The sequence below is a fragment of the Enterobacter sp. BRE11 genome (assembly GCF_031844285.1).
Classification (GTDB): domain Bacteria; phylum Pseudomonadota; class Gammaproteobacteria; order Enterobacterales; family Enterobacteriaceae; genus Pantoea.
In genome coordinates this window covers 63681-89087 of the sequence record NZ_JAUZUX010000010.1, presented here as the reverse complement: position 1 = coordinate 89087, position 25407 = coordinate 63681, and the positions used below count along the sequence as shown (strand labels likewise).

At 58.4% G+C, this 25407-nt stretch carries 22 protein-coding genes; 12 read left to right on the top strand and 10 right to left on the bottom strand.

The genetic code is table 11. The features are described 5' to 3' along the window. Positions 1-3 precede the first annotated feature (3 nt). A complete protein-coding gene (gene mepM, locus Q9R34_RS12155; protein ID WP_485893972.1) occupies positions 4-1335 on the top strand; it encodes a murein DD-endopeptidase MepM in 1332 nt (443 codons plus the stop codon). Positions 1336-1454: 119 nt separating this feature from the next. After that, positions 1455-2429, top strand: a complete 975-nt coding sequence (gene lpxM, locus Q9R34_RS12150) for a lauroyl-Kdo(2)-lipid IV(A) myristoyltransferase (RefSeq protein ID WP_485893970.1) — start codon at positions 1455-1457, stop codon at positions 2427-2429. A 184-nt stretch (positions 2430-2613) separates the two neighbouring features. On the opposite strand, the gene Q9R34_RS12145 is transcribed toward lpxM, so the two are convergent. The 3 genes from Q9R34_RS12145 to hexR all read right to left on the bottom strand — a co-directional run bounded on the left by Q9R34_RS12145 (position 2614) and on the right by hexR (position 6356). Beyond that, the gene (locus Q9R34_RS12145) at positions 2614-3849 is read right to left on the bottom strand and encodes an MFS transporter (RefSeq protein ID WP_434123148.1); all 1236 of its coding nucleotides are present in this window, start codon (positions 3847-3849) and stop codon (positions 2614-2616) included. A gap of 79 nt (positions 3850-3928) precedes the next feature. Then, complete coding sequence (gene pyk / locus Q9R34_RS12140) at positions 3929-5371, bottom strand: pyruvate kinase (protein WP_033791280.1); 1443 nt, start codon at positions 5369-5371, stop codon at positions 3929-3931. A gap of 106 nt (positions 5372-5477) precedes the next feature. Further along, the gene (hexR, locus tag Q9R34_RS12135) at positions 5478-6356 is read right to left on the bottom strand and encodes a transcriptional regulator HexR (protein WP_485893967.1); all 879 of its coding nucleotides are present in this window, start codon (positions 6354-6356) and stop codon (positions 5478-5480) included. Positions 6357-6717: 361 nt separating this feature from the next. Between hexR and zwf the strand changes: the two genes are divergently transcribed. Both zwf and Q9R34_RS12125 read left to right on the top strand, forming a co-directional pair. Then, on the top strand, positions 6718-8193 hold the full coding sequence (gene zwf, locus Q9R34_RS12130; RefSeq protein WP_434123151.1) for a glucose-6-phosphate dehydrogenase: 1476 nt from the start codon (positions 6718-6720) through the stop codon (positions 8191-8193). 176 nt (positions 8194-8369) lie between these two features. Further along, the gene (locus Q9R34_RS12125) at positions 8370-9008 is read left to right on the top strand and encodes a bifunctional 4-hydroxy-2-oxoglutarate aldolase/2-dehydro-3-deoxy-phosphogluconate aldolase (RefSeq protein WP_434123330.1); all 639 of its coding nucleotides are present in this window, start codon (positions 8370-8372) and stop codon (positions 9006-9008) included. Positions 9009-9061: 53 nt separating this feature from the next. On the opposite strand, the gene purT is transcribed toward Q9R34_RS12125, so the two are convergent. Next, positions 9062-10240 (bottom strand): formate-dependent phosphoribosylglycinamide formyltransferase, encoded by a 1179-nt coding sequence (purT, locus tag Q9R34_RS12120; RefSeq protein ID WP_434123152.1) that lies wholly within the window; start codon positions 10238-10240, stop codon positions 9062-9064. Between the two features lie 152 nt (positions 10241-10392). Here purT and Q9R34_RS12115 point away from each other — a divergent pair, with 152 nt between their 5' ends. Together Q9R34_RS12115 and Q9R34_RS12110 are read left to right on the top strand one after the other, a co-directional pair. Next, a complete protein-coding gene (locus Q9R34_RS12115; protein ID WP_485893965.1) occupies positions 10393-11046 on the top strand; it encodes a tellurite resistance TerB family protein in 654 nt (217 codons plus the stop codon). 113 nt (positions 11047-11159) lie between these two features. Beyond that, complete coding sequence (locus Q9R34_RS12110; protein ID WP_485893963.1) at positions 11160-13223, top strand: prolyl oligopeptidase family serine peptidase; 2064 nt, start codon at positions 11160-11162, stop codon at positions 13221-13223. Here Q9R34_RS12110 and exoX read toward each other — a convergent pair. Then, on the bottom strand, positions 13217-13885 hold the full coding sequence (exoX, locus tag Q9R34_RS12105; RefSeq protein WP_434123155.1) for an exodeoxyribonuclease X: 669 nt from the start codon (positions 13883-13885) through the stop codon (positions 13217-13219). The two genes, Q9R34_RS12110 and exoX, sit on opposite strands and share 7 nt — an antisense overlap. A gap of 3 nt (positions 13886-13888) precedes the next feature. Next, positions 13889-14119 carry a DNA polymerase III subunit theta gene (locus Q9R34_RS12100; RefSeq protein WP_033791267.1) on the bottom strand — a complete coding sequence of 77 codons (231 nt, stop codon included), beginning with the start codon at positions 14117-14119 and terminating at the stop codon, positions 13889-13891. A gap of 151 nt (positions 14120-14270) precedes the next feature. Here Q9R34_RS12100 and copC point away from each other — a divergent pair, with 151 nt between their 5' ends. From copC to Q9R34_RS12075, 5 genes are all read left to right on the top strand, one after another. Continuing rightward, entirely contained in the window at positions 14271-14636 is a 366-nt protein-coding gene (gene copC, locus Q9R34_RS12095) for a copper homeostasis periplasmic binding protein CopC (RefSeq protein ID WP_485893960.1), read from the top strand. A 3-nt stretch (positions 14637-14639) separates the two neighbouring features. Further along, complete coding sequence (copD, locus tag Q9R34_RS12090; RefSeq protein WP_485893958.1) at positions 14640-15515, top strand: copper homeostasis membrane protein CopD; 876 nt, start codon at positions 14640-14642, stop codon at positions 15513-15515. 35 nt (positions 15516-15550) lie between these two features. Next, on the top strand, positions 15551-15898 hold the full coding sequence (locus Q9R34_RS12085) for a YebY family protein (protein WP_434123331.1): 348 nt from the start codon (positions 15551-15553) through the stop codon (positions 15896-15898). Positions 15899-16373: 475 nt separating this feature from the next. Further along, entirely contained in the window at positions 16374-16952 is a 579-nt protein-coding gene (locus Q9R34_RS12080; RefSeq protein ID WP_485893956.1) for a serine O-acetyltransferase, read from the top strand. Between the two features lie 529 nt (positions 16953-17481). Then, positions 17482-18339, top strand: coding sequence for a manganese catalase family protein (locus Q9R34_RS12075; RefSeq protein WP_485893954.1), 858 nt, complete (start codon positions 17482-17484; stop codon positions 18337-18339). A 222-nt stretch (positions 18340-18561) separates the two neighbouring features. Here Q9R34_RS12075 and Q9R34_RS12070 read toward each other — a convergent pair whose 3' ends face one another. Further along, positions 18562-18768, bottom strand: a complete 207-nt coding sequence (locus tag Q9R34_RS12070; protein ID WP_033746561.1) for a hypothetical protein — start codon at positions 18766-18768, stop codon at positions 18562-18564. Between the two features lie 396 nt (positions 18769-19164). Here Q9R34_RS12070 and Q9R34_RS12065 point away from each other — a divergent pair, with 396 nt between their 5' ends. Further along, a complete protein-coding gene (locus tag Q9R34_RS12065; RefSeq protein WP_485893952.1) occupies positions 19165-19812 on the top strand; it encodes a metallophosphoesterase in 648 nt (215 codons plus the stop codon). Between the two features lie 3 nt (positions 19813-19815). Here the strand turns inward: Q9R34_RS12065 and rsmF are convergent, their stop codons facing one another. The 3 genes from rsmF to yebS all read right to left on the bottom strand — a co-directional run bounded on the left by rsmF (position 19816) and on the right by yebS (position 25247). Next, positions 19816-21234 (bottom strand): 16S rRNA (cytosine(1407)-C(5))-methyltransferase RsmF, encoded by a 1419-nt coding sequence (gene rsmF / locus Q9R34_RS12060; RefSeq protein WP_485893950.1) that lies wholly within the window; start codon positions 21232-21234, stop codon positions 19816-19818. 166 nt (positions 21235-21400) lie between these two features. Further along, complete coding sequence (locus tag Q9R34_RS12055; RefSeq protein ID WP_485893948.1) at positions 21401-24034, bottom strand: PqiB family protein; 2634 nt, start codon at positions 24032-24034, stop codon at positions 21401-21403. After that, positions 24006-25247: a membrane integrity lipid transport subunit YebS gene (gene yebS, locus Q9R34_RS12050; RefSeq protein ID WP_485893946.1), complete on the bottom strand. Its 1242-nt coding sequence runs from the start codon at positions 25245-25247 to the stop codon at positions 24006-24008. The genes Q9R34_RS12055 and yebS overlap by 29 nt, the downstream gene beginning before the upstream one ends. Positions 25248-25407 lie beyond the last annotated feature (160 nt).

Below are 25407 nucleotides of genomic sequence, written 5' to 3'. Positions count from 1 at the left end.
AAAGTGCAGCAGATAGCCCGCTCTGTCGCCCTCGCATTTAATAATTTGCCGCGCCCCCACCGCGTTATGCTGGGGTCTTTAACCGTCGTGACGCTGGCCGTCGCCGTCTGGCGGCCTTACGTTTACCATCCCACCGATGATGCGATGCCGATAGTCAAAAGCATTGAACTCGATAAAAATCAGCTGCGTACGCTGCTGCCTGAGGCCAGCGAACCCATCGATCAAACCACTTCCGAACCGGAAGAAGAACTGCCTGCCGATGACATCGACAGCGATGTGCCGGACGCGGCGGGAACGCATGAATACACCATCTCGTCCGGCGATACGCTGAGCAGCGCCCTGAATCAGTACGGCATTGAGCTAGGCGATATTAATGCGCTGGTTAACAGCGATAAAGCGCTGCGCAATCTTCAGGTCGGCCAGCAGCTGAGCTGGACGCTGACCGACGACGGCAGCCTGCAGTCTCTCACCTGGGAGATAAACCGTCGTGAAACGCGCACCTACCAGCGCGGCAATAACGGCGCGTTCACCATGCACGCTGAGATGCAAAAAGGCGAATGGCAGAACCGCGTGCTGAAAGGTGACGTGCGCGGCAGTTTCGCCGCCAGCGCGCAGCGCGCCGGCCTGACCAGCAGCGAAGCGAGCGCGGTGATCAAAGCGATGCAGTGGCAGATGGATTTCCGCAAGCTGCGCGCCGGTGACCAGTTCAGCGTGCTGATGTCACGTGAAATGCTCGATGGCAAAAGCGCACAGAGCCAGCTGCTTGGCGTACGCCTGCGCTCCGGCGGCAAAGATTACTACGCGTTCCGCGCCGAAGACGGCAAGTTCTACGATCGCAACGGGTCGGGCCTCGCGCGCGGCTTTATGCGCTTTCCGACCGTGAAGCAGTATCGCGTCTCCTCCAATTTCAATCCGCGTCGTCTGAACCCGGTAACGGGCCGTATCGCACCGCATAAAGGCGTCGATTTTGCGCTGCCGGTTGGCACGCCCGTGCTGGCGGTTGGCGACGGTGAAGTGGTGATAGCGAAAAACGGCGGCGCGGCGGGCAACTATGTGGCTATTCGTCACGGCCGCCAGTACATGACGCGCTATATGCATTTGAAGAAAGTGCTGGTGAAGCCGGGCGAGAAAGTGAAGCGCGGCGACCGCATCGCGCTGTCGGGCAATACCGGCCGCTCCACCGGTCCGCATCTGCACTTTGAAATCTGGATTAACAACCAGGCGGTCAACCCCCTGACCGCGAAGCTGCCGCGCATGGAAGGATTGACCGGCAAAGATCGCAGCGACTATCTGGCGCAGGTGAAAACCAACCTGCCGCTGCTGCGCTTCGAGTAGTTCGCGCACCACGCCACGAAACCGACGCTTACCGCGTCGGTTTTTTTTCACCCTGCGCCAGGGATTGCAAAATTACCTGTCGCCACTATCATTAGCGCGTCATTGATTGAGGCGAGTGCATGGAAACCCCAAGAAAAAAGAATATTGAATTTATTCCCGTTTTTGAACGTTCGTTCCTGAAACCGAAATACTGGGGCAGATGGCTGGCGATCGGCGCGCTGGCGGGCATGGCGCTGCTGCCAGCGAAAGTGCGCGATCCGCTGCTCGGCGGGCTGGGAAGAATGGCGGGAAAGCTGGCTAAAGGCGCTCGCCGCCGTGCGCTAATCAATCTTTACTACTGCCTGCCGGAGCTGAGCGAAGCGCAGCGCGGCGAAATCGTCGATGAGATGTTCGCCACTGCGCCGCAGGCGATGGCGATGATGGCGGAACTGGGCATGCGCGATCCGGCACGCGTACGCCAGCGCGTCGACTGGCACGGTCGCGAGATTATCGATCGGCTGCAGGCGGAGAAGCAGAACGTTATTTTTCTTGTGCCCCATGGCTGGGCGGTAGATATCCCCGCGATGCTGCTCGCCTCGGAAGGGCAAATGATGGCGGCGATGTTTCATAACCAGAGCGATCCGCTGCTCGACTACGTCTGGAACAGCGTGCGTCGTCGCTTCGGCGGCCGTATGCACGCTCGCAACGACGGCATCAAACCCTTTATCAGCTCCGTGCGCCAGGGCTACTGGGGCTACTATCTGCCCGATCAGGATCACGGTGCTGAGCACAGCGAGTTTGTCGATTTCTTCGCCACCTACAAGGCAACGCTGCCGGCGCTTGGCCGCCTGATGAAGGTGTGCCGCGCGCGCGTGGTGCCGCTGTTTCCGGTCTACAACAGCGAGACGCACCGGCTGGAGATTTACGTTCGCCCGCCAATGGACGATCTGCTGGACGCCGACGACAACCGGCTGGCACGGCGCATGAACGAAGAGGTAGAGGTGTTCGTGCGTCCCCATCCCGAGCAGTACACCTGGATTTTGAAGCTGCTGAAAACGCGCAAAGAGGGCGATATTGAGCCCTATAAGCGCAAGGAGCTTTATCCGCGTAAATAGCAAAAGGGCCGCAACTGCGGCCCTTTTTACCGATCCTGTGCTGGCGCTGGGACGGTATGGCCCGCGCAAATACGCACCTCATCCCCGAGGCGTTTTTGTCCCTGTCGCGGGACGCTTTGCTCTTCGTGCCATAACGCCCCCGCATTCCAGCTTCCGCAGCAGCTTGTGAGTAACATCTTAAGGCTCAGGATAACGCCGTCACCTGCGCACGCCGCTTGCGCTCGCGCAGGAACAGCGTCACCAGCACAAACCAGAGCACGCCGCTGACGAAATTGATCAGGCTAAACCAGGGGGTGCCGCCGCTAAAATAACCGCTTTTCGCCAGCTCGATGCCGATCGCCAGCGTCAGGATGCTGATCATCCCCAGCATCGCCGCGACGCTGCCTTTGCCTGCGTCGCTGGCGTAAAGCGTCAGGCGATAGAGCCCGGCGTTGACCATGCCCGCGCCGAAAGCGTAAAGGCTTAGCCCGGCGGTCAAAAAGAGATAGCTGTGGCTGTCCAGCAGATTCGCCAGCAGCGCAATGCCTAACCCCAAAAGAATCGGCCAGGCGGCGAACTTCACCGGCTGCTCGATAGGCACGCGTCCGGCCAGCTTGCCCAGCGTAATATTCCCGGCAATCATCGCCAGAAACACCGGCAGCTGCAGCAGCGCATAGTGCATGCGCGACAGCTGCTCCTCATGCATCAGAATCACCGGCGAGAGCGCCACCCAGGTCAGGATGGGAATAAATACCAGACCGATAGCGAAAGAGCCCAGCATCACCATCCGGTCGCGCACCAGCTTGCAGTAGGTGCGCGCCAGCTGCGGCAGCGCGATGGAGTGACTGCGGTCGCCGGCGGTCTCGGGCATCACGCGCCACAAAATCACAAAGGCGAGGGCGCTGAGCAGGGCGAAGAGCCAGAACATACTGCGCCAGCTCGCCACCGTCAGCCAGGCGGCACCCGCCAGCGGACCTGCCAGCGGCGCCAGCAGCGCGACGTTGGCCATCAGCGCCATCACGCGCACCGCTAACGCCTCGTCAAAGGCTTCCTGTATCGCGGCATAGCTGACCGCGCCGATAAAGCAGAGGCTGATGCCCTGAATAAAGCGCAGCGCGACAAATTCTTCGATTGAACCAACCCAGGTGGTCAGCACGCAGGCCAGAATAAAAAAGAGAATGCCGCCCAGCATCACCGGACGGCGGCCAAATTTATCGGAGAGCGGGCCGAGCAGCCATTGCAGCACCACGCCGCCCAGCAGATAGGCAGTCAGCGACGTCGAGACCCACTCCGGGCCGACGCTGAACTCCTGCGTCACCAGCAGCATGCCGGGCTGGATCATATCGTGTGCGATATAGGTGGCAAATTCAAACAGCACCAGCGCCAGCGGAAACAGCAGCAGGCCTGCTGTCAGTTTGCTGACGGGTTGATAGCGGGGCATCCAGACTCCTTTTAAGAAAAATAAAACGCGACCGCCAGGCAGTCGCGTTTTTTGCAGCGTTACTACAGCGGGTGCGCAATCAATCGACGCGCAGCACCCGGCTGGTATTGGTGGTGCCGGTCGCGCCCATCACGTCGCCCTGAGTAACGATAACCAGATCGCCCGAAACCAGGAAGCCTTTGTCGCGCAGCAAATTGATCGCATCGTGCGCCGCGACCACGCCGTCGTTGTCGCTGTTGAAAAAGACCGGCGTTACGCCGCGATAGAGCGCGGTCAGGTTCAGGGTGCGCTCATGACGGGACATAGCGAAAATCGGCAGGCCGGAGGTAATCCGCGACGTCATCAGCGGCGTACGGCCAGACTCGGTCATGGTAATAATCGCGGTGACGCCCTGCAGATGGTTAGCCGCATACATCGCCGACATGGCAATCGCCTCTTCGATATTGTCGAAGGTGACTTCCAGACGGTGTTTGGAGACGTTGACGCTCGGGATCTTCTCCGCGCCCAGGCAGACCTTCGCCATGGCGGAAACGGTTTCAGCCGGATACTGGCCGGCGGCCGTTTCCGCCGACAGCATCACGGCGTCGGTGCCGTCGAGTACGGCGTTGGCGACGTCCATCACCTCAGCGCGCGTCGGCATCGGATTGGTGATCATCGACTCCATCATCTGCGTGGCGGTAATGATGGTGCGGTTCAGCTGACGCGCGCGACGGATAAGCGCTTTCTGAATGCCAACCAGCTCAGGATCGCCAATTTCAACGCCCAGGTCGCCGCGCGCCACCATCACCACGTCAGAGGCGAGAATGATATCGTCCATCGCTTCCTGCGTGGCAACTGCTTCGGCGCGTTCGACTTTCGCCACCAGCTGCGCTTCGCAGCCCGCTTCGCGCGCCAGACGACGTGCGTAATTCATATCTTCGCCGCTGCGCGGGAAAGAAACCGCCAGATAATCGACGCCGATTTTCGCAGCGGTAATAATGTCCGCTTTGTCTTTCTCAGTCAGCGCTTCCGCCGACAGGCCGCCGCCGAGCTTGTTGATGCCTTTGTTATTGGAGAGCGGTCCGCCGACGGTAACCTCGGTGAACACCTTCATGCCCTGAACTTCCAGCACCTTTAGCTGCACGCGCCCATCATCAAGCAGCAGAATATCACCCGGCACCACATCTTCCGGCAGGCCTTTATAGTCGATGCCGACTTTCTCTTTATCGCCTTCGCCTTTGCTCAGGCTGGCGTCGAGCAGGAAGCGATCGCCGACGTTGAGGAATACTTTGCCCTCTTTAAAGGTCGACACGCGAATTTTCGGTCCCTGCAGGTCACCCAGAATCGCGACGTGACGACCCAGCTTCGCGGCGATTTCACGCACTTTGTTCGCGCGCAGCTGATGATCTTCCGGGGTGCCGTGAGAGAAGTTGAGTCGCACAACGTTTGCGCCTGCGGCGATGATCTTTTCCAGGTTGTTATCGCGGTCTGTTGCCGGGCCGAGGGTTGTAACGATCTTGGTTCTTCTGAGACGTCTTGACATGAAGGACTCCGTTGACAAATTTGCGTATCCCCTAAAGTGGACAGGGCGTGATCATTATTCTAACTGAAGCAGAGGCTGTGATACGACTCACATTGTGAATGTGATGTTAATTTTTTTGTTGGGCTGCGTTTTCCATGGCGAAAGGCTTGTCGAAACGCGACGCTTTCAAAACCTCTTTCACTCGCTTCAGGTTTTCACCAAACGCGGTGCCGCGCTCAAGAATAAAGCCGGTCGCCAGCACGTCGATAACGGTGAGTTGCGTCAGGCGGGAAACCATTGGCAGATAAACATCGGTATCTTCCGGGACATCAAGCGTGAGCGCCAGCGTGGCGACCTCTGCCAGTGGCGAAGCGGGCGAGGTGATCGCGATCACTGTGGAACCGTTTACACCGGCGAGGCGAGCCAGTTCTACCATATTTTTCGTGCGGCCTGTATGTGAAATTAAAACAAACACGTCGTCCGCCCGACTATTTATACAACTCATGCGCTGGATCACAATATCCTCTGACCAGACGACAGGCAGATCGAAGCGCAAAAATTTATTAAAGGCGTCGTGGGCCACGACCGCCGAGGCGCCCAGGCCGAAGAACGCCACCTTCTGCGCGCGTAACAGCGCCGTTACCGCCTGCTGCACAACGGCGAGGTCGAGCCGGTCGCGCACGCGCTGCAGCCCGGCCAGCGCCGAGTCGAAAATTTTATGGCTATAGCCACGGGTGTCGTCACCCTCATTGACGTTGTAACTGGCCCAGCTTTGCCCCTGCGCCAGGCTCTGCGCCAGCTGTAGCTTGAAGTCAGGGAAGCCGCGCATGCCGAGCCGATGGCAAAAGCGGTTAACGGTGGGTTCACTGACCTCAGCAGCGCGCGCCAGCCGGGCGATGCTGTAATGGATCGCCTCCTGCGGGGCGGCGAGGATGCGCGCGGCGACCTTGCGTTCCGATTTGCTGAGCGTCGCCAGCTGAGCCTCAATTTTTTCCAGGGTATTCATGGCCGTTATCGCTTTTATCGATGCCAGCAAGGGCTGGCTGAAAGGGCATAAGAGCGTGAATATACTCCGTTCACTATGACTGCGCGCAAGTACGGATAAGATGGCGCGGAAAATTTTTGTCATAATTTGACCCGGATTCGATTTTGCCGCCTGTCGGCCCTCACGCTAGAGTGGGCTAAAGCGCACGCACTATCACATCGGCACACCTTATTCCGTTCAGAGTAAAGGCTGCGAACCCGCACGGAGTCGGTTTACCTGACCCCCTGAAATAAGTACATTGTGCTGAAAGAAAATTACAACATGGACCCGATGGATGAGGATGCAAACGCCCACGGGATCATCCTGCAACGAGGAGAGGAAAATGGCGGTAACACAAACAGCCCAGGCATGCGATCTGGTGATATTCGGTGCCAAAGGCGATCTTGCGCGCCGGAAACTGTTGCCTTCACTGTATCAGCTGGAAAAAGCGGGACAGATCCACGAGGAAACCCGCATCATCGGCGTGGGACGCGCCGACTGGGATAAAGCAGCCTATACCAAAGTCGTGCGTGAAGCGCTGGAAACCTTTATGAAGGAGAAGATTGACGAAGCGCTGTGGGATAAACTCAGCAACCGCCTCGACTTCTGCAATCTCGACGTTAACGACACCTCTCACTTCCCTAAACTCGGGAAAATGCTCGATCAGGCAAAACGCACCACCATCAACTATTTCGCGATGCCGCCCAGCACCTTCGGCGCCATCTGCAAAGGGCTGGGCGCGGCGAAGCTGAATGCGAAACCGGCGCGCGTGGTCATGGAGAAGCCGCTCGGCACCTCGCTGGAAACCTCAAAAGAGATCAATGACGCGGTAGGCGAATTCTTTGACGAGAGCCAGGTCTTCCGCATCGACCACTATCTCGGTAAAGAGACGGTCCTCAACCTGCTGGCGCTGCGCTTCGCCAACTCAATTTTCGTCAACAACTGGGACAACCGTACCATCGATCACGTGCAGATCACCGTGGCGGAAGAGGTGGGGATCGAAGGACGCTGGGGCTACTTCGACCAGGCTGGCCAGATGCGCGATATGATCCAGAACCATCTGCTGCAGATCCTGACCATGATCGCCATGTCGCCGCCGTCCGACCTGAGCGCCGATGCTATTCGCGACGAGAAAGTCAAAGTGCTGCGCTCGCTGCGCCGTATCGATCAGACCAACGTGCGTGAAAAAACGGTGCGCGGCCAGTACACGGCAGGCTTCGTGCAGGGTAAAAAAGTGCCGGGCTATCTCGAAGAAGAGGGCGCAAACAAGTCGAGCTCGACGGAAACCTTCGTGGCCATCCGCGTCGATATCGACAACTGGCGCTGGGCGGGCGTGCCGTTCTACCTGCGCACCGGCAAGCGTCTGCCGACCAAATGCTCTGAGGTGGTGGTCTACTTCAAAAATCCGGAGATGAACCTGTTCAAGGATTCCTACTCGGAACTGCCGCAGAACAAGCTCACTATTCGCCTGCAGCCGGACGAAGGCGTCGATATCGAGATTTTGAACAAAGTGCCGGGCCTCGATCACAAACACAAGCTGCAAACCACCAAGCTGGATCTGAGCTACTCCGAGACCTTTAACCAGTCGCATCTGGCTGACGCCTATGAGCGTCTGCTGCTGGAGACGATGCGCGGCATTCAGGCGCTGTTCGTGCGCCGCGACGAAGTGGAAGCGGCATGGACCTATGTCGACTCCATTATCGACGCCTGGGCCGCCGACGGCGACTCCTCCAAGCCTTACCAGGCGGGCACCTGGGGGCCGGTAGCCTCCGTGGCAATGATCACGCGAGACGGTCGTTCCTGGAACGAGTTCGAATAATCCTGAAAGTAGCCCGCCACGTGCGGGCTTTTTTGTGCCTGGTTTCAGGAAACTGAACCGCAGTTTCAAAAATAGCGCCGGGCGGATAGACGATGCGGAAGACGATCCTGTATGGTAGTGGCGCATTGATGGCGCGCCGCGCGGCTGACGCCGGTATGGATAAGCAAGGGGAACTGATGAAGAACTGGAAGACAAGTGCGGAAAAGATTCTGACCACTGGACCTGTGGTGCCGGTGATTGTGGTGAACAAGCTGGAGCATGCGGTGCCGATGGCGAAAGCGCTGGTGGCTGGCGGCGTTCGGGTGCTGGAAGTCACGCTGCGCACGCCGGTGGCGATGGAGGCGCTGCGCCTGATGATTAAAGAGGTGCCGGACGCTATTGTTGGCGCAGGTACGGTCATTAACACCCAGCAGTTGCAGGAAGTCACCGAAGCGGGCGCGCAGTTCGTTATCAGCCCTGGCATTACCGAGCCGCTGTTGAAGGCTGCGGTAGAAGGTCCGGTGCCGCTGATCCCCGGCATCAGCACCGTTTCCGAACTGATGACCGGTATGGATTACGGCCTGCGCGAATTTAAATTTTTCCCGGCGGAAGCCAACGGCGGCGTTAAGGCGCTGCAGGCGATTGGCGGTCCCTTCCCGCAGGTGCGCTTCTGTCCCACTGGCGGCATCTCGCCCGCCAACTATCGCGACTATCTGGCGTTGAAAAGCGTGCTCTGCATTGGCGGTTCCTGGCTGGTGCCGAACGACGCGCTGGAGACAGGCGACTGGGATCGCATTACGCGTCTGGCGCGCGAAGCGGTAGAGGGCGCGCAATAAGCATGATGCGGTGAGCAGGGCGCTCACCGCATCATGATCTACCTGCGGTTTTATTACTCTTCGACTTGTACCGCCGCGGCGCTGGCGATCGCCCGCGCAACGGCGTCATCGACGCTCTCGCCGCTGGCCAGCGCGACGCCAAGACGGCGCGAACCGGCGATTTCCGGCTTGCCAAACAGGCGCAGCTGCAGACCCGCGCCCAGTGCCGCTTCCACGTTGACAAACCGTACGTTCTGGCTGTGCAGCTGCGGCAGGATCACCGCTGACGCTGACGGGCCATACTGGCGCACGCCGCCGATCGGCAGGCCAAGGAAGGCGCGCACGTGTAGAGCAAATTCCGAGAGATCCTGCGAAATCAGCGTCACCATGCCGGTGTCGTGCGGGCGCGGCGACACTTCGCTGAAGATAACGTCGTCGCCGCAGACAAACAGCTCAACGCCGAACAGGCCGTAGCCGCCCAGCGCTTTCACCACGTCGCCAGCAATCGCCTGCGCGCGCTGCAGCGCGACATCGCTCATCTGCTGTGGCTGCCAGGATTCGCGGTAGTCGCCATCCTCCTGTCGGTGGCCGATTGGCGCGCAGAAGTGAAGGCCGTCCACCGCGCTTACGGTCAACAGCGTAATTTCAAAATCGAATTTCACCACGCCTTCGACAATGACGCGGCCTGCGCCGGCGCGTCCGCCCTGCTGCGCGTACGCCCAGGCGCTGCTGAGCTGGCTGGCGTCGCGAATAAAGCTCTGGCCTTTGCCTGACGAACTCATTACCGGCTTGACGATGCAGGGAAAGCCGATCTCCGCCGCTGCTGCCTCAAAGCTCGCCTGGCTGTCGGCGAAGCGGTAGCGGGAGGTGGGCAGCGACAGCTCTTCCGCCGCGAGGCGGCGAATGCCTTCGCGGTTCATGGTCAGGCGCGCGGCGCGCGCGGTCGGCACCACGCGCTGACCCTGCTGTTCAAGCTCAAGCAGCTTATCCGTGGCGATCGCTTCGATTTCAGGCACTACATAATCGGGCTTTTCCTGCGCAATCAGCGCGGCCAGCGCCTCGCCGTCAAGCATGTTTACCACGTGGCTACGATGCGCCACATGCATCGCGGGCGCGTCGGCATAGCGGTCTACGGCAATCACTTCCACACCCAGTCGCTGGCACTCCAGTGCCACTTCTTTACCCAGCTCACCCGAGCCTAACAGCATGACACGCGTCGCAGCCGGACGCAGCGCAGTTCCAAGAGTCGTCATAATTTCACCTGTGAGTCAAAACGCGCGCGCAGTATAAACGAAAACGTTTGCGTTCTCATCCTCTGCGGCTTTGCCTCTCTTTTCGCACCTTGACGTTAACTGACGCCCGGTCGGGCAGAGTAGAGCCCTTATCGCTGAAAAAGGAGTGAATGATGAACAACCTGTTGCAACAGCTTCAGTCGCTGCTAGCGAAGAAAGGGCACAGCGGCGGCAACGGAGGTTTAAACGATATGCTGGCGCCTGGCGCGCTGGGCGGCCTGGCAGGCTTGCTCATCGCCAGCAAAAAGTCGCGCAAGCTGTTAACCGAGTATGGCGGCAAAGCGCTGATTATCGGCGGTGGCGCGGCGGCTGGCGCGGTGCTGTGGAACAAATATAAACAGCGCGTGCGCGAGACGCACCAGGCCGAACCTGGCTTCGGCGAGCTGCAGACGCCCGCCGATCAGCGTGCCGAGCGTCTGGTAACGGCGCTGGTGTTTGCCGCTAAAAGCGACGGGCATATCGACGATCGCGAGCGCGCCGCCATCGAGCGCAGCATCCATGAGGCGGGCTATGGTCAGGAGGCGGAAGCGCTGATCCAGAAAGCGATCAATCGGCCGCTGGATCCCGCCTGGCTGGCCGCCGACGTGAAAAACGAGGATGAAGCGCTGGAACTCTACTTCCTCAGCTGCGCCGCTATCGATGTGGATCATTTTATGGAACGCAGCTATCTCACGGCGCTCGGCGACGCGCTGAAGATCCCGCAGGATGTGCGCGACGGCATTGAAAACGACCTGCGTGAACAAAAAGCGCGCATTCCGGTAGAATAAACCCGCCGCGACCGCGCTGTGCGGTCGCAATAACAACGCGTTAGCGACAAAAATTTGGCTTCCCCGCCACCTGATGCCACCCTTAGAGGATATGAATAACAGGGAGAGAGAGCATGCAGGCCCCCATCGCAAAAAAAATTCCGCATGAAATGACCCTCCACGGCGAAACGCGCGTGGATGATTACTACTGGCTGCGCGACGACAGGCGCGAGAATGAAGAGGTGCTGGATTATCTGCGCGCCGAAAACAACTACGGCAAGCAGATCATGGCGACACAGCAGCCGCTGCAGAACCATATTTTAAAAGAGATTGTCGATCGCCTGCCGCCGCAGGATCATTCCGTTCCCTATGTGCACAATGGCTACCGCTATCAGAGCCGCTATGAGAGCGGTAACGAATATGCCGCCTACTACCGCCAGCCTGCCGAGTGCGCCGTGACCGATGAGTGGACACTGCTACTGGACGCCAATCAGCGCGCCTCGCACAGCGAGTTTTACACCATGGGATCGCTCAACATCAGCCCTGATAACAAGGTGATGGCGCTGGCGGAAGATTTTCTCTCCCGGCGCCAGTACGGCATTCGCTTTCGCTGCCTGGAGAAGGGGAGCTGGTATCCGGAGGTACTGAACAACGCCTCCTCCAGCTTCGCCTGGGCGAATGATTCACGCACGCTCTATTACGTGCGCAAGCATGAGCAAACGCTGCTGCCCTATCAGGTCTGGCGCCATGAGCTCGGCACGCCGCAGAGCGACGATCGGCTGGTGTATGAAGAGCAGGATGACACCTATCATCTCAGCGTGCATAAAACCACCTCCGAACACTTTATCTTGATCGCGCTATTCAGCACCAACAGCAGCGAGATCCAGCTCATCGACGCCGGCTTTCCCGACGCCGCGCCGCAGATCTTCCTGCCGCGCCGCAAGGATCATGAATACAGCCTGGATCACTATGAGCATCAGTTTTATATCCGCTCTAACCGCGAGGGGAAAAACTTCGGCCTCTACCGCACGCGCTGGCTGGACGAGTCGCGCTGGGAAACGCTGATCAAGCCGCGCGACCATGTGGTCATGGAGGACTTCCAGCTGTTTCGTGACTGGCTGGTGGTGGAGGAGCGGCAGCGCGGCCTGACCAGCCTGCGTCAGATCCACTGGGAGACCGGCGAGGTAACCGGCATCGCCTTCGACGATCCGACCTATGTGACCTGGCTGGCGTTCAACCCGTCGCCGGAAACCAGCAAACTGCGCTACGGCTACGGCTCGATGACCACGCCGACCACGCTGTTTGAACTCGATATGGATACCGGCGAGCGGCGCATTCTCAAGCAGAGCGCGGTGGGCAACTTTGACCCCGACAACTACAAAAGCGAGCACCACTGGCTCACGGCCCGCGACGGTACCGAAGTACCGGTGTCGCTGGTCTATCACCGCAAACACTATCAGCCGGGCAAAAATCCGCTACTGGTTTACGGCTATGGCGCCTACGGCAGCAATATGGAGGCGGACTTCAGCGTCAGCCGGCTTAGCCTGCTCGATCGCGGTTTCGTCTATGCGCTGATCAACGTGCGCGGCGGCGGTGAACTGGGGCAGAGCTGGTATGACGGCGGCCGCCTGTTTAACAAAATGAACAGCTTCACCGATTTTATCGACGTTACCCAGGCGCTGGTAAAAAAGGGATTCGGCCAGCCTGGACAGCTCTATGCCATGGGCGGCAGCGCAGGCGGTCTGTTAATGGGCGCGGTGATTAATATGGCGCCGACGTTGTTCAACGGCGTGGTGGCGCAGGTGCCCTTTGTCGACGTGGTTACCACGATGCTGGATGAGTCAATTCCGCTTACTACCGGCGAATATGACGAATGGGGCAACCCAAACGACGCCGACTACTATGGCTATATTCGTCAGTACAGCCCCTACGACAATGTCGAGGCCAGGGAGTACCCGCATATGCTGGTGACGACCGGGCTGCATGACTCGCAGGTGCAGTACTGGGAACCGGCGAAGTGGGTGGCGAAACTGCGCGCGCTGAAGACCGACAACCATTTGCTGATGCTCTGTACGGATATGGATGCCGGTCACGGCGGTAAGTCGGGGCGCTATAAATCCTATGAGGGCATCGCGCTGGAGCTGACGTTCCTGATTGCGCTGGCGCAGGGCAGCCTGCCGCCGCAGCGCGATTACTGATCGTCGCTCAGATATTTGCGCAGCGCCTGCCGCAGCGGCGGGCGCAGATCGCGCACGTTCTCCAGCACCCAGCGCAGATAGCGCGGATCTTTACGCGCAATGGCGGCGACGCTCTGGCCGCGATATTTGCCGAAGGGCAGCACGTCGCCCGTCACGCTGGCGGGCTGGCAGTGTTGCGCCATCTGCCCGGCATCCCAGCCGGAAATCTCCATTATGCGGATCAGCAGTGCGGCGGTGACATAGCAGTCGTACAGCGCGCGGTGCGCGTGCAGATCGGCGGGCGGTGTCACCTCCAGCTTAAGGCTGTGGCGCAGCGCCTGGTTGCCGTACTTAATGCCTGGCCATAGCTTGCGCGCCAGCGTCATGGTGCAGATCCAGTCGCCATGCATCTCTGGCAGCATGCGGCGATCGAAGCTGGCATTATGGGCGACATAGAAAGGGCTGCCGTGATAGCGGCCAATCGCCTCTTCAATCGTGGGTTTGCCCACCACCATGGCTTCGGTAATGCGGTGTACGGCCATCGCCTGACGGCTAATAGGGCGGTCCGGCAGGATCAGGTCGCTCATCGGATTGACGATCTCTCCGTTGATGACGTCGACCGACGCCACCTCGACCACGCCGCCCTGGAGCCCGCAGGTTTCGGTATCAATTACGCGTAGCATGATTTATTTCAGTTTGGGTTCGTAGGGCAGGCGCGAGAAGTTCAGCGACGCCTGGCGATAGTGCATCAGGCGCTGACGAAACCAGTCGCGCAGCGCAGGGGGCTGCTCATATTCAACCATTTCGGCCACGACCGGCATGTTGTAGCGCTCTTTGAACGCCACGCCCGCTGCGGCCAGTTCAACGTTGACTTTATCTTTCTCTTCCTGAGAAAGCAGGGCGAGGTTTTGACTCATGGGGATCTCCTGAAGACAGGGGGCAAAAATAATGCTTATCCCGGCCTGAATCAAGGGCAAAGGATAGCATTGCTGGCCCTCGACACCTGAAAAGCCTCAGCGTATCCTTGCCCACATTTGCCGCTAGTACGATGGCTAAAAGGATGATCCCATGCAAAAAAGAACAATCTTGTCAGGCGTTGCCGCCTCGCTGTTGTTAGTGAGCCAGGCGGTGCTGGCGCATGCCCACCTCAAAGCGTCTCAACCGGCCGCCAATGCCGCGCTCAATGCCTCGCCGCAGGCGCTGACGCTGAGCTTCACCGAGGACATTGAGCCCGCATTTAGCGGGGTAGTGCTGCTTGACGCCAGTCAAAAGCCCGTGGCCAGCGAGAAAGCGCAGCGGGATGCGCAGCAGCACAGCCGTCTGATCCTGCCGCTGAAGAAACCGCTGACGGCGGGCGACTATCAGGTTAACTGGCATGTGCTGTCGGTGGACGGACATAAGACCCAGGGCAGCTACCGCTTTAGCGTAAAATAAATCGTGACCTCGTTGTGGATCCTGCTGCGCGCGCTCCATTTTGCCGCCGTGATGCTGCTCGCGGGCAGTGCGTTTTATACCGTGCTGTTAGCGCCCGCGCGCTATCGCCATGCGCTCGGGCAGCGTCTTGGCGCCTTGATGCGCGGTAGCGTCTGGCTGGCGCTGGTCAGCGCACTGCTGATGCTGGCGACCCAGCTGGCGCTGATGAGTGGTGACTGGCGCAATCTGACCGACAGTGAGATCTGGCGTGCGGTGCTGAGCACGCGCTTCGGCACGGTGTGGCAGTGGGAAACAGGGCTGGCTGGCCTCACGCTGCTGGCGAGTCTGTTGAAAGACAGCGCGCGACAGCGGGCGTGGCTGATCGGCGCCTTGCTGCAGCTGGGTTGTATGGCGCTGATCGGCCATGCGGCGATGCGGGAAGGGATGACGGGCGCGCTGCAGCAGATAAACCATGCGCTGCACCTTGTTGGCGCGGCCTTCTGGGCGGGCGGTTTAGTGCCGCTGCTGATCCTGATGCGTGAGGCGCGGCAGATCGATCGCCGCAGCGATGCGATTCGCGCCATGATGCGCTTTTCACGCTACGGCCATCTGGCCGTTGCGGTAACATTATGCACCGGCGTAGTGAATGGGCTGCTGATCGCTGGCTGGCCTCGGCAGTGGCACGGCAGCCTGTATAGCGAACTGCTGGTGGCTAAGGCGGCGCTGGTGGCGTTTATGGTCGCTATAGCGCTGTGCAATCGTTACGTGCTGGTGCCGCGCTTTCGCCTGGCAGGCTCGGGCGCGCAACAAAAATTTATTGGCATGACGCAGCTTGAGCTGCTGCTGGCATGCGCAGTGGTTGGTCTGGTCAGCGTCTTTGCTACGCTGTCGCCAGCCTGAGTGTGACCCGTTTTGACTGAGTAAAAAGGTAGGCTATTTTGCTGAAAAAAGTGATCCCCGCAATGCTGTTGTTATCTCTCGGTGGCCAGGCGCTGGCGTCTGAAATTATCACCGTCAGCCGCTTCGAGGTAGGTAAGGCGGCGTGGCCCTTTAGCCGTGAAGAGGTGATGCTGAGCTGCGAGAAAGATGGTTCGCTGTTCGCCATCAACCCCAGCACGCTGATGCAGTATCCGCTTAACGATAAAGCGGAAGCGCGCGTAAAGGCCGGGCAGGTAAAAGCGCAGCCCATCTCCGTTATCCAGGCGGAAGATAAAGCGCACCCTGGCCAGATGATGAGCCTGCAGCCGATCATTGAGCGTACTCAGGCGCTGTGTGATAAATAATCCTGCCGAGGCGCGAACGTTTTTCGCGCCTGATTTCGCTGATTCTGCCGTCAGGATCACAATCTGATCCTGCGGATCGCCTCTGTCCGGCCGTTCGCTGGCATTTCCACAGACGTGGGCTAACCTTAAGTTGCAAGGCGTCATCGCCTGCATTAATGCCAACTTTTAGCGCACGGCTCTTAAAGAGCCATTTCCCTGGACCGAATACAGGAATCGTGTTCGGTCTTTTTTTGTTTGCTTTTTGGCACGCAGATTAGGCTGCCCTGTTGTTATTTTATTTAACCTTTCATTTTGCGCTTCTGTTAAAGCTTATTTTTCACTCCTCGGCAAAAATTAAAAAGCCGATACATTATGTCCTGGATTAGTTAATCTGCTGATCGAATGATTCAATCAGTACACAGCCTACAGGTATTGTCTGTAAAGAGCAGAACGGTTAAGGTAAGCACGTTGATAATATTCTTTAAAGCGCTTATTTATGGCTAAAAAATCAGTAGAAAAAGAAAGCTTACAGCAACTGCTGCGCTATTGGCATGTTGAAGTGATAGGCATTAACAAGTCTTTTAGCGTCTGGCGTCTTTACACACGACTGAAGAATAAGCCTGGTTTAAAATATGTGTTCTGGTGGCGACTGGCTAACCATCTTTACGTTAATGGGCATAAAAGAATGGCCTATCGCATTCATAATCGTATTAAAAAGAATTTTGGCTGCGATATTATGCCAGGCGCGACCATTGGTGAAGGACTGACGATTGCGCATCATGTCGGCGTGGTCGTCACAAAGCGTGTAGTGGCGGGGAAAAATATGAAGCTGACACAAAACTGCGTAATAGGCAGCGTGGGTAAGAATGAACAAGGAAAAATTATAATCGGCGATAACTTTTTTCTGGGTTCGAATAGCTGCGTAATTGGCGACGCGTTACGTATCGGTAATAACGTCACGGTTGGCGCGATGAGTTTTGTTAATAAGAATGTTGGTGATAACCATACTGTTTATACTGAAAAAAGTACTCGTCTGATAGAAAAAGCGCATTCAGATTCTGACAGGCTTTCCTGATATCTGCTGGGTGACGGCTTCGAGAGAGATGAGGTCGAAAGAGAGGAAGGCGGTGCCCAGGTCATGCAGCCTCTGCTTCTCAGCACTGACTAAAGAAGCAGAGGATCTGCACATCTTTTTCCTCTTTTCCCAGGGGGCGAACCTGCCACCTGCGAGCGCAAGCGGCAACACAGGTCAGAGCGCAGGCTGTAATGCATTTATCTCCGCTTCCAGCTCTTTTCTTATAAAGCTGAGGAGCAGCTACCGATGCGCAATATGAAGTTCCCAACGCGCTTCGCTTAAAGATAAGGGCCTTTAAACCTGATGGGGAAATAAACCCGATAAATGTTACGTGTATAGGGGTACGGCTGCAATTTTATCCGGAAAAATAAAATTTAAATGAGATGTAGCTAAGCGATTAATATAAATGGCTTGATGCCGCTTCCGGCCTTCTGTATTTCCTGTCAAACCTTACGGGCACGCTTTCATTTTCCGCCAGTCTCTTCCAGGCTTTTCTGGCTTATTCTTTTCAACAAGCCAGGAGATAATTATGTTTCACCATTCTTCAAAGCTTCAATACCCCGTACGCGTCGATAAGCCGGATCCGCAATTCGCCATGCTTTTGCAGCAGGCGATCGGCGGCGTGGAAGGGGAGATCCGTGTGGCGATGCAGTACTTCTTCCAGGCGATGGGCGCGCGCGGCGATGCGCGCATCCGCGATTTGCTGATCTCTACCGCAACCGAAGAGCTGGCGCATATCGAAATGCTGGCGCATGCCGTGGCGCTCAATCTGGAAGGCGCGCCGCTCTCCTACCAGGAAGCGTCGGCGAAAGATCCGGTGGTCAATGCGGTACTGGGCGGGATGAACCCGCGCCACATCCTTTCATCAGGTTTGGCGGCGCTGCCGGTCAACGCTAACGGCGTGCCTTTCGACATGAGCCATATCTACGCGTCTGGCAACGTAGCGGCGGATATGCTGGCCAACGTTACGGCGGAAGCGACAGGACGCGTACTGGCGACCCGCCTCTATAATCTCACTGAAGATACCGGCATGAAGGATTTTCTCTCCTTCCTGATTGCCCGCGACACCCTGCATCAACAGCAGTGGCTGGCGGTAATTGAAGAGATGGGCGGGCTTAACGCTTCGCTGCCAATACCGAACAGCTTTCCGCAAAGCGAAGAGGCCAGCGAGCATGCTTACTATGTGCTTAATACCTCGCTGGATAAACCGCTGCCAAAAGGCCGCTGGTGCGAAGGCCCATCATTTGACGGCAAAGCCCAGTTCACCGCGAAAGAGAAACCTGAGCTGCTGGGCGATGAGCCGCTGCTGGGCCATGCCCGTCCGGGCTCGGGCGCGCAAAGCGAGCAGGAGCTCTCGGGCACCGTTCCGCCCGCGTTAAAACCTTAATCGCACGCTGTCCAGGGAAGGACACAGGCACTCTGCAGATTGGGCGCGTCTAACGCTTGCTAAAAAATGAACTGTTGCTTCAGCGGCGCCAGTGACTTTCGTGCCACTCTAAATCAGAGCGGCGAAAAATATTTTTTTCGACGCCACTCAAAAAGCGGTTCTTTACCTGCCGCGGCGCCAGAAATGAAAAACCCCAGCCTGCGCCGGGGTTAACTGAATCACTTATTTGGTATCGAGAACCTGCTGCAGCCAGACCAGTTCGTCATCAAAACCGGACTCGCGTAACAGCTGGAAATAGGATTGCTGAATATCTGTTGAAACCGACGCCAACAGCATGCCCAGCATTCCTTTGGTTTTACAGATTTCTAATGCTGCGTTTTCGAGAGAATCAAGGTTAAAACTTACATTATCAAGCGTTTCAGCGACCATTCTTATTCTCCTGACCAGAGGTAATCAGCCATCCCTCCTTTGCTGTGTGTATCTGCTCCACATTGTGGACGGGCTGAGATGTCACACTAACGCAGTTTCGTCTGTCGGAAACATCCTGATATCTGAACAGTAATAGCCAATCGCTGGCGCTTTTACCGGCAAAGCGTACGGAAAATCTGAGTAGAGGAGAGAAAGCATTGCGTTCGGCCTGTCAGCCGACAAACAGCAGATGCACGAGGCGAGCCAGTGATTCCAGCAGCAGCAGGCTGCCAAGGAAGATAAGCACTAACACGCTGATAAATTGTTTACGGCTATTCATCACGCCTCCCTGAAGATGTGACCGGCTATACTTTAACCCGCAATAAGTAAACCTGTTATTAACAAGCGGAATCAAAAATGCACTACCAGTACCTTAACGGTGAAAACTGGCAAAACATCTGGATTGTCGGCGACCTGCACGGCTGCCGGCGCCAGCTGGACGCGCTGCTGCTGGAAAACGCTTTTGATAAAGAAAGCGATTTACTGATTTCCGTCGGCGATTTAATCGATCGTGGGCCTGATAGTCCTGGCTGTTTAGCGCTGCTTGATGCGCCATGGTTCCGCTGTGTACGAGGAAATCACGAAGAGATGGCGCTGCATGCGTTACAGTGTCACGATTCGCTTAACTGGATAATGAACGGCGGCGACTGGTTCTATAAGCTGACGGGCGACAGGCTGATTGCGGCGCGCCATGCGCTAAGAAAAATAGAGAGCCTGCCGCTGATCCTGCACCTGCAGCTGGCGGATCGCATCGTGGTCGTGGCGCACGCAGACTATCCGGCGGAGCGCTATGCGTGGGAGCAGCCGCTGGACTGGGAGAAAGTGGTGTGGGATCGCGAGCGCATCACTCGACTGCAAACGGGCGATGCGGAAAAAATTGCGGGGGCGGATGCTTTTTACTTCGGCCATACGCCGCTGCAGCATCCGATGGAATCGGGCAACCTGCACTATATCGATACCGGCGCGGTGTTCGGCAACCGGCTGACGCTGATACAGCTGCAGTAAGGCTTAACGGAACAGACGGCCGTCGCGTACCAGCTCGCGCGGGTAGCTGTTCTTAATGCGGCTGCCGACGCGTTTCGCCAGGCCAATCGGCTGCTGCTGGTAGGTGACAATCACCTCATCACGCTGCGGCGGCGTATCAGGGAAGATATCCCGGCCGCGATACCACTCCAGCGCCTCGTCGGTGCTCAGCTCAAACGCCCGCGCCGCGTCCGGCTGTGCCAGGGCGACAACCGCCTCATGCTGCCAGCGATAGCCTTTAGCAAAGGTTTCGGCCAGTCTGATGCCGATGCGTGAGAAGCGCACGCTGCCAAGCAGCGGCGTAATCGCCTCGGGAAACAGCCAAATCTCTTTGTCGCGCTGCCACAGCGTCAGGTCGTCGCCCCACTGCAGGCACACCGACGCTGCGGCCTGAGTCACCTCCGCCGCCGCCTTTTTATTCAGCGGCGTAAAAGGCAGCTTGCCCAGCTTATAGCCAGGCTCGGGCAGCGGCGGCACCGAGTCGGTTTTACGCAGGCGCGCCACGAAAAAGCCTTCGCTGTCGAAAAGCTGCGGGAAAACGTGCAGATACCCTTCCGGCGTCAACGCCTCTCCTGCGCCCGCGAAGAGCGCATCGAGCGAAACGACCTCTACCGCCTGCGGATAGCGCGCCAGCAGCCAGGCAATGACCTGCTGATTTTCAATCTGGTTAAGGGTGCAGGTGGAATAGACCAGCATGCCGCCAGGCTTCAGAGCATGAAACGCGCTCTCCAGCAGGTCGCGCTGCGTAGCGGCGATAGCCTCGGTGCTGCTCAGCGACCAGTTTTTCAGCGCGTCGGCATCTTTGCGTATCACCCCTTCACCCGAGCAGGGGGCGTCCAGCAGCACGGCGTCGAAACGCTCCGGCAGCGCCGGGCCAAAAACGCGCGCGTCAAAATGGGTCAGCGCCACGTTGCTGACGCCGCAGCGGCTGACGTTAGCGTGCAGCACCTTGACGCGGCTGGAGGAGAACTCGTTAGCGAGAATGGCGCCGCGGTTCTGCATATGCGCCGCTATTTGCGTGGTTTTCGAACCCGGCGCCGCCGCCATATCCATCACCGTTTGCGCCTGGGGTACGCCATCAAACAGCGCGCTGACCGGCAGCATTGAGCTCGCTTCCTGAATGTAAAACAGGCCGCTGAGATGTTCCGCTACGCTGCCGAGCGGCAGGCTCTCGTCATCCCGCTCAATCCAGAAACCTTCCGCGCACCAGGGCACCGGCGTCAGCCGCCAGCCATAGCTCGCCGTCTGAGCAAGGAAATCGGCGACGCTGATTTTTAGCGTATTGACGCGGATAGAGCGGCGCAGCGGCTGCTGGCTAATGGCGATAAAGCGCTGCAGTTCAGCATCGTCGGGCAGGGCGTCGCGCATCAGTTGAAGGAAGTCAGAAGGAAAAAGGTCGGCCACGGCAGGTTCCAGGTAAGGCGTTGAGGTCAAAAACAAGGACGGCAGTGTAGCACAGAAAAGGTAGCGGGCAGATAAGGCGCTGGCGCGTGACGTTTCGCTCTTTGGCTGGTCGCACCCGCGCCGTTGATGCGTCAGCCGTCTGAAAGGGGTCAGACGGCTGACGAGATTACTGCCGCGGCTCAGGGATCGCTGTTCCCCAGTTGCGCCAGTTTTTCGGCGCCTCATCCTGCAGCAGGAAATGCTTGCCTGCGCCCGCCTGCGGCGCCAGCGGAACTGTCGCCGGGGTGGCGAACTGAATGCCGCCGCGAATAAACTGCTGGAAGGTGCCGGTTTTCACCACGCCGCCGATCAGGCCGAAGTCGAGGTTATAGCCTGACGCCAGCCAGAACACCGAGTTGTTGCGCACCAGATGCTGATACTTCTTGCTGATGCGCAGCGCAATCTGCACGCGGTCCGCCATATTGCCTAGCGCGGTTCCGGTAACGGTGCCCACCTCGACGCCGCGGAACAGCACCGGTGTGCCGACAGAGAGCGAGCCCGCTTCGGCGGCATCAACATAGATCGTTAACCCGTTCAGGTAGCGTGAATCGGTAATGGTGCTCTCCTGCAGCTCAAAAATTCGCGCCGGACGCCCTTTACCAGGATCGACGTTGACGTAAGGCTGCAGCAGCGTCTCCAGATGGTTGACGCCAGCCGGAGAGATTTCAGGCGACACAACCGAGAAGTGGCTGTCGCTGCGCGCAAAGTCCTGTACATACTCTGGATAGAGCACCGCCTTCGCCACCACCTGATTGTTATCCTGGCTGAGCGACAGCGACTCGACCTGGCCGATATTGATGCCCAGATAGCGAATTGGCATGCCTTGCGACAGTTTGCTGGCGTCATAGGTATGCAGCGTAATCTGGCTGCCCACCGCCCGCGCCGCCGTCTCAGAAGGATAAAGCGTGCGTTTGCTGCCTTTGGCGGTCGCCGCGCCGCTCATATTGTCAAAGCTGATTGCGCCGCGCAGCGCCCGGTTCAGCGGCGATGCCTGGACGGTCAGGCCGCTGCCGTTAAGCTGCACGCGCGCGCCGCCTTCCGCCCAGAACACGCTCTCGCTGGTCAGCAGCTTGCGATACTCCGGCTTGATATGCACGGCGATATCGAAGGCGCTGGCGCGCGGCGTGACGTCGACGATTTCGCCCACTTCATATTTGCGGTAAAGCACCACCGAACCGGCCTGCACGTCCGGCAGACTATTGGCGGTCAGCGTCAGCGTTGTCGAAGGGCGGTCGCCAGTAATGCCTTCCTCCGCCTTTTCGGCGTCGGCAAACAGCGGATAGGCGGATTTCACCGCACCCTGGCTGCCCGGCTCCAGGCGGATGCCGCCGTCGACCCATTCGCGCGCGCTGGCGCCCAGCACCTTCATGCCGTCGAGGCCGAATTTTACGTCGAGTCGGCTATTAACGATAAACTTGCTGTCGCCGTGCACCAGGTTGCGATAGGCCGGCTCAATCGCCGCCGCGAACTGAATACCTTTCTCATTCAGCTCGCGCGAAATCACCTGACCGATCTTCATGCCGTGCAGCATCACCGGCTGACCGGCATCGATGCCGTAACTCTCCGGGGCGCTAAGCTTCACCGTCAGCACGTCGGGCTTCTGCAGCAGCGACTCGTTGGCGGGCAGCACGGTAAAGTGGCTTTGCGGCTCGCCGTCGCCCGGCACCAGCTCAAGCGTATTGCCGGTCAGCAGGCTGCTGAGGTTGGTATCGGTCAGGCTCACTTTCGGGCTGCGCATCTCAATGCGCGTACCGCTGCGCATCAGGCTGACTACCGACGGGTCGAGGGTGAGCTCGCCCGTGACTTTGCCGCCGCTCAGCAGGTTGAGTTTAGTCAGGCTGCCGACCTCCAGCCCCTGATAGATCAGCGGCGTGCGGCCCGCTTTCAGGTTATTGCCGTCGGGCAGATCGAGCGTGACCACCACGCCGCGCTGGCTACGCGCCAAATCGGGATAGAGTGTGTAGTTCTGGTCGGTTTTTGCCTGCGGCGAATCTTCCGGCGAGTCGAAGGCGATAGCGCCGTTGACCAGCGCCGCCAGGCTCTCCAGCTCTACCTTCGCGCCGCTCAGGCTGACGTCGGCATTCAGCCCCGATACGTTCCAGAAGCGGCTGTTGGTTTTGACCAGATTATTGAAGCGGCGCTCGATCAGCACGTCGATGGTAACGCCGTCCGTCTTGCTGTTGATGCTGTAGTCATAGACGCGGCCCACCGGGATCTTGCGATAGTAAACCAGCGAGCCGGAGTTGAGCGCGCCGAGGTCGGGCGCGTGCAGGTGGATCAGCAGCTCGCCGGTATTGACGCGATACTTCGGCTGGGTATCCTGCGCGACAAAGTTTTCGCGCGGCTTGCCGCTGCCCGGCATCATGCCGATATAGTTGCCGCCCACCAGCGCGTCGAGACCCGAAACGCCCGCCAGCGACGCCTTCGGCGTCACCAGCCAGAACTGGGTGTTTTCGCGCAGCGCCTCTTTCATGTCGCTCTTGATGCTCGCCTTAATCTGAATGGTGCGGTAGTCGTCGCTCAGATTGATGCCCTGCACGGTGCCGACCTCCACGCCCTGATAGCGGATGGGCGTGCGGCCCGGCACGATGCCGTCTGCCGACTGAAAGTTAATGGTGATCACCGTGCCGCGCTCTTCATAGTTGGTCCAGAGCAACCAGCCGGCGATCAGCATGGCGATGATCGGCAGAAGCCAGAATGGAGAAATTTTACGCTTGCTGCGCAGCGTGGCGTTAGTCGGTGTAGTCGGCGTTTTGTGCATGTGCATCCCAAAGCAGGCGGCTGTCGAGCCACTCAACGGCCATAATGGTCAGGATGACCGCCGCACCAAAGTAAAACGCGGCGGGTCCCATAGTAAAAGCCAGCAGCTGATCGCGATTGACCAGCGACATGGTTAATGAAATGACAAAGAGGTCCAGCATGGACCAGCGCCCCACCCAGGTCACCACCCGCAGCAGGCGAATGCGGGTCTTCAGCCCCTGTTCGCAGCGGAAGTGAATGCTGAGCAGCAGCGTCAGCATCACCAGCACTTTGGTGAAGGGCACCAGAATACTGGCGATAAACACCACCGCCGCCACCGGAAGATTGCCGGAGGCCAGGCCGAGGATGCCGGAAAAGATGGTGTCCTCGCGCCGCGAACCGTTCACGTAGACCACGGAAATCGGCAACAGGTTGGCGGGGATCAGCAGCACAATCGAGGCGATCAGCGCCGCCCAGGATTTTTGCAGGCTATGGCGACGCCGAAAGTCGAGCGGCGTATGGCAGCGTGGACAGCGGCCGCGCGCGTCTGGCTCGCCGGTATTATGGCAGTTGAGGCAGACCTGCAGCCTGTCGTGCGCGCGCATATTCTGCTTCTGCGGATAGAAATGTTCCCAGAGTTGCTCGACGTTGAGGTGGATCAGGGTCAGCAGGCTTAGCAGCGTGAGCGTCAGGTAGGCGGCTAGCCCGTAACCCACCTCCAGCGAGGCGTAGTCCTGCACTTTTATTGAGGCCACTGCGATACCTATCAGGTAGATGTCGAGCATCACCCACTCTTTAACTTTCTCCAGCATCAGCAGCACCGGACGCAGGTTCATTCCCAGCCGATGGCCGAGGGTCAGATAGCCGATGCCCGCCACCAGCGCGAGCGGCGCGCCGATAGTGCAGAAGGCCACCATTGAGGCGGTCAGCACGTTGCCCTGTTCCGCCATCTGGATGACGCCGCCCAGCAGGCTGGCGTTAATGCGCATGCCGAGCAGGCGAATATCCACCAGCGGCAGGGTAAAGGCGAAAGGCATCAGCACCAATATCATCGCGGCCATGACCGTCAGTCGCGTCATCGACCAGTCGCGCCCGCTGATAATTTGTGCATGGCAGCGTGGACAATAGGCAGACTGATGCGATTTCACATCCGGTAAGGAAAAAAGGGTATCGCATTGCGGACAACGCTGATAACGTGCGTGGGGCAATGGCTGGCTGATAGCGTGAATTTTCATAGGGTGATGCAGGTTTCGCCCAGATATTTGTCGCTGTGACCGGATGCGGTCGTGGGGCAAAAAAACGTTTTACGTTTCCGGCATCCCCGCGAGGGGCCCACGTTTCGATCCACAAAAATCTAAGGTTATAGCAACTAACGCTATGATTCACCTTGTGGCG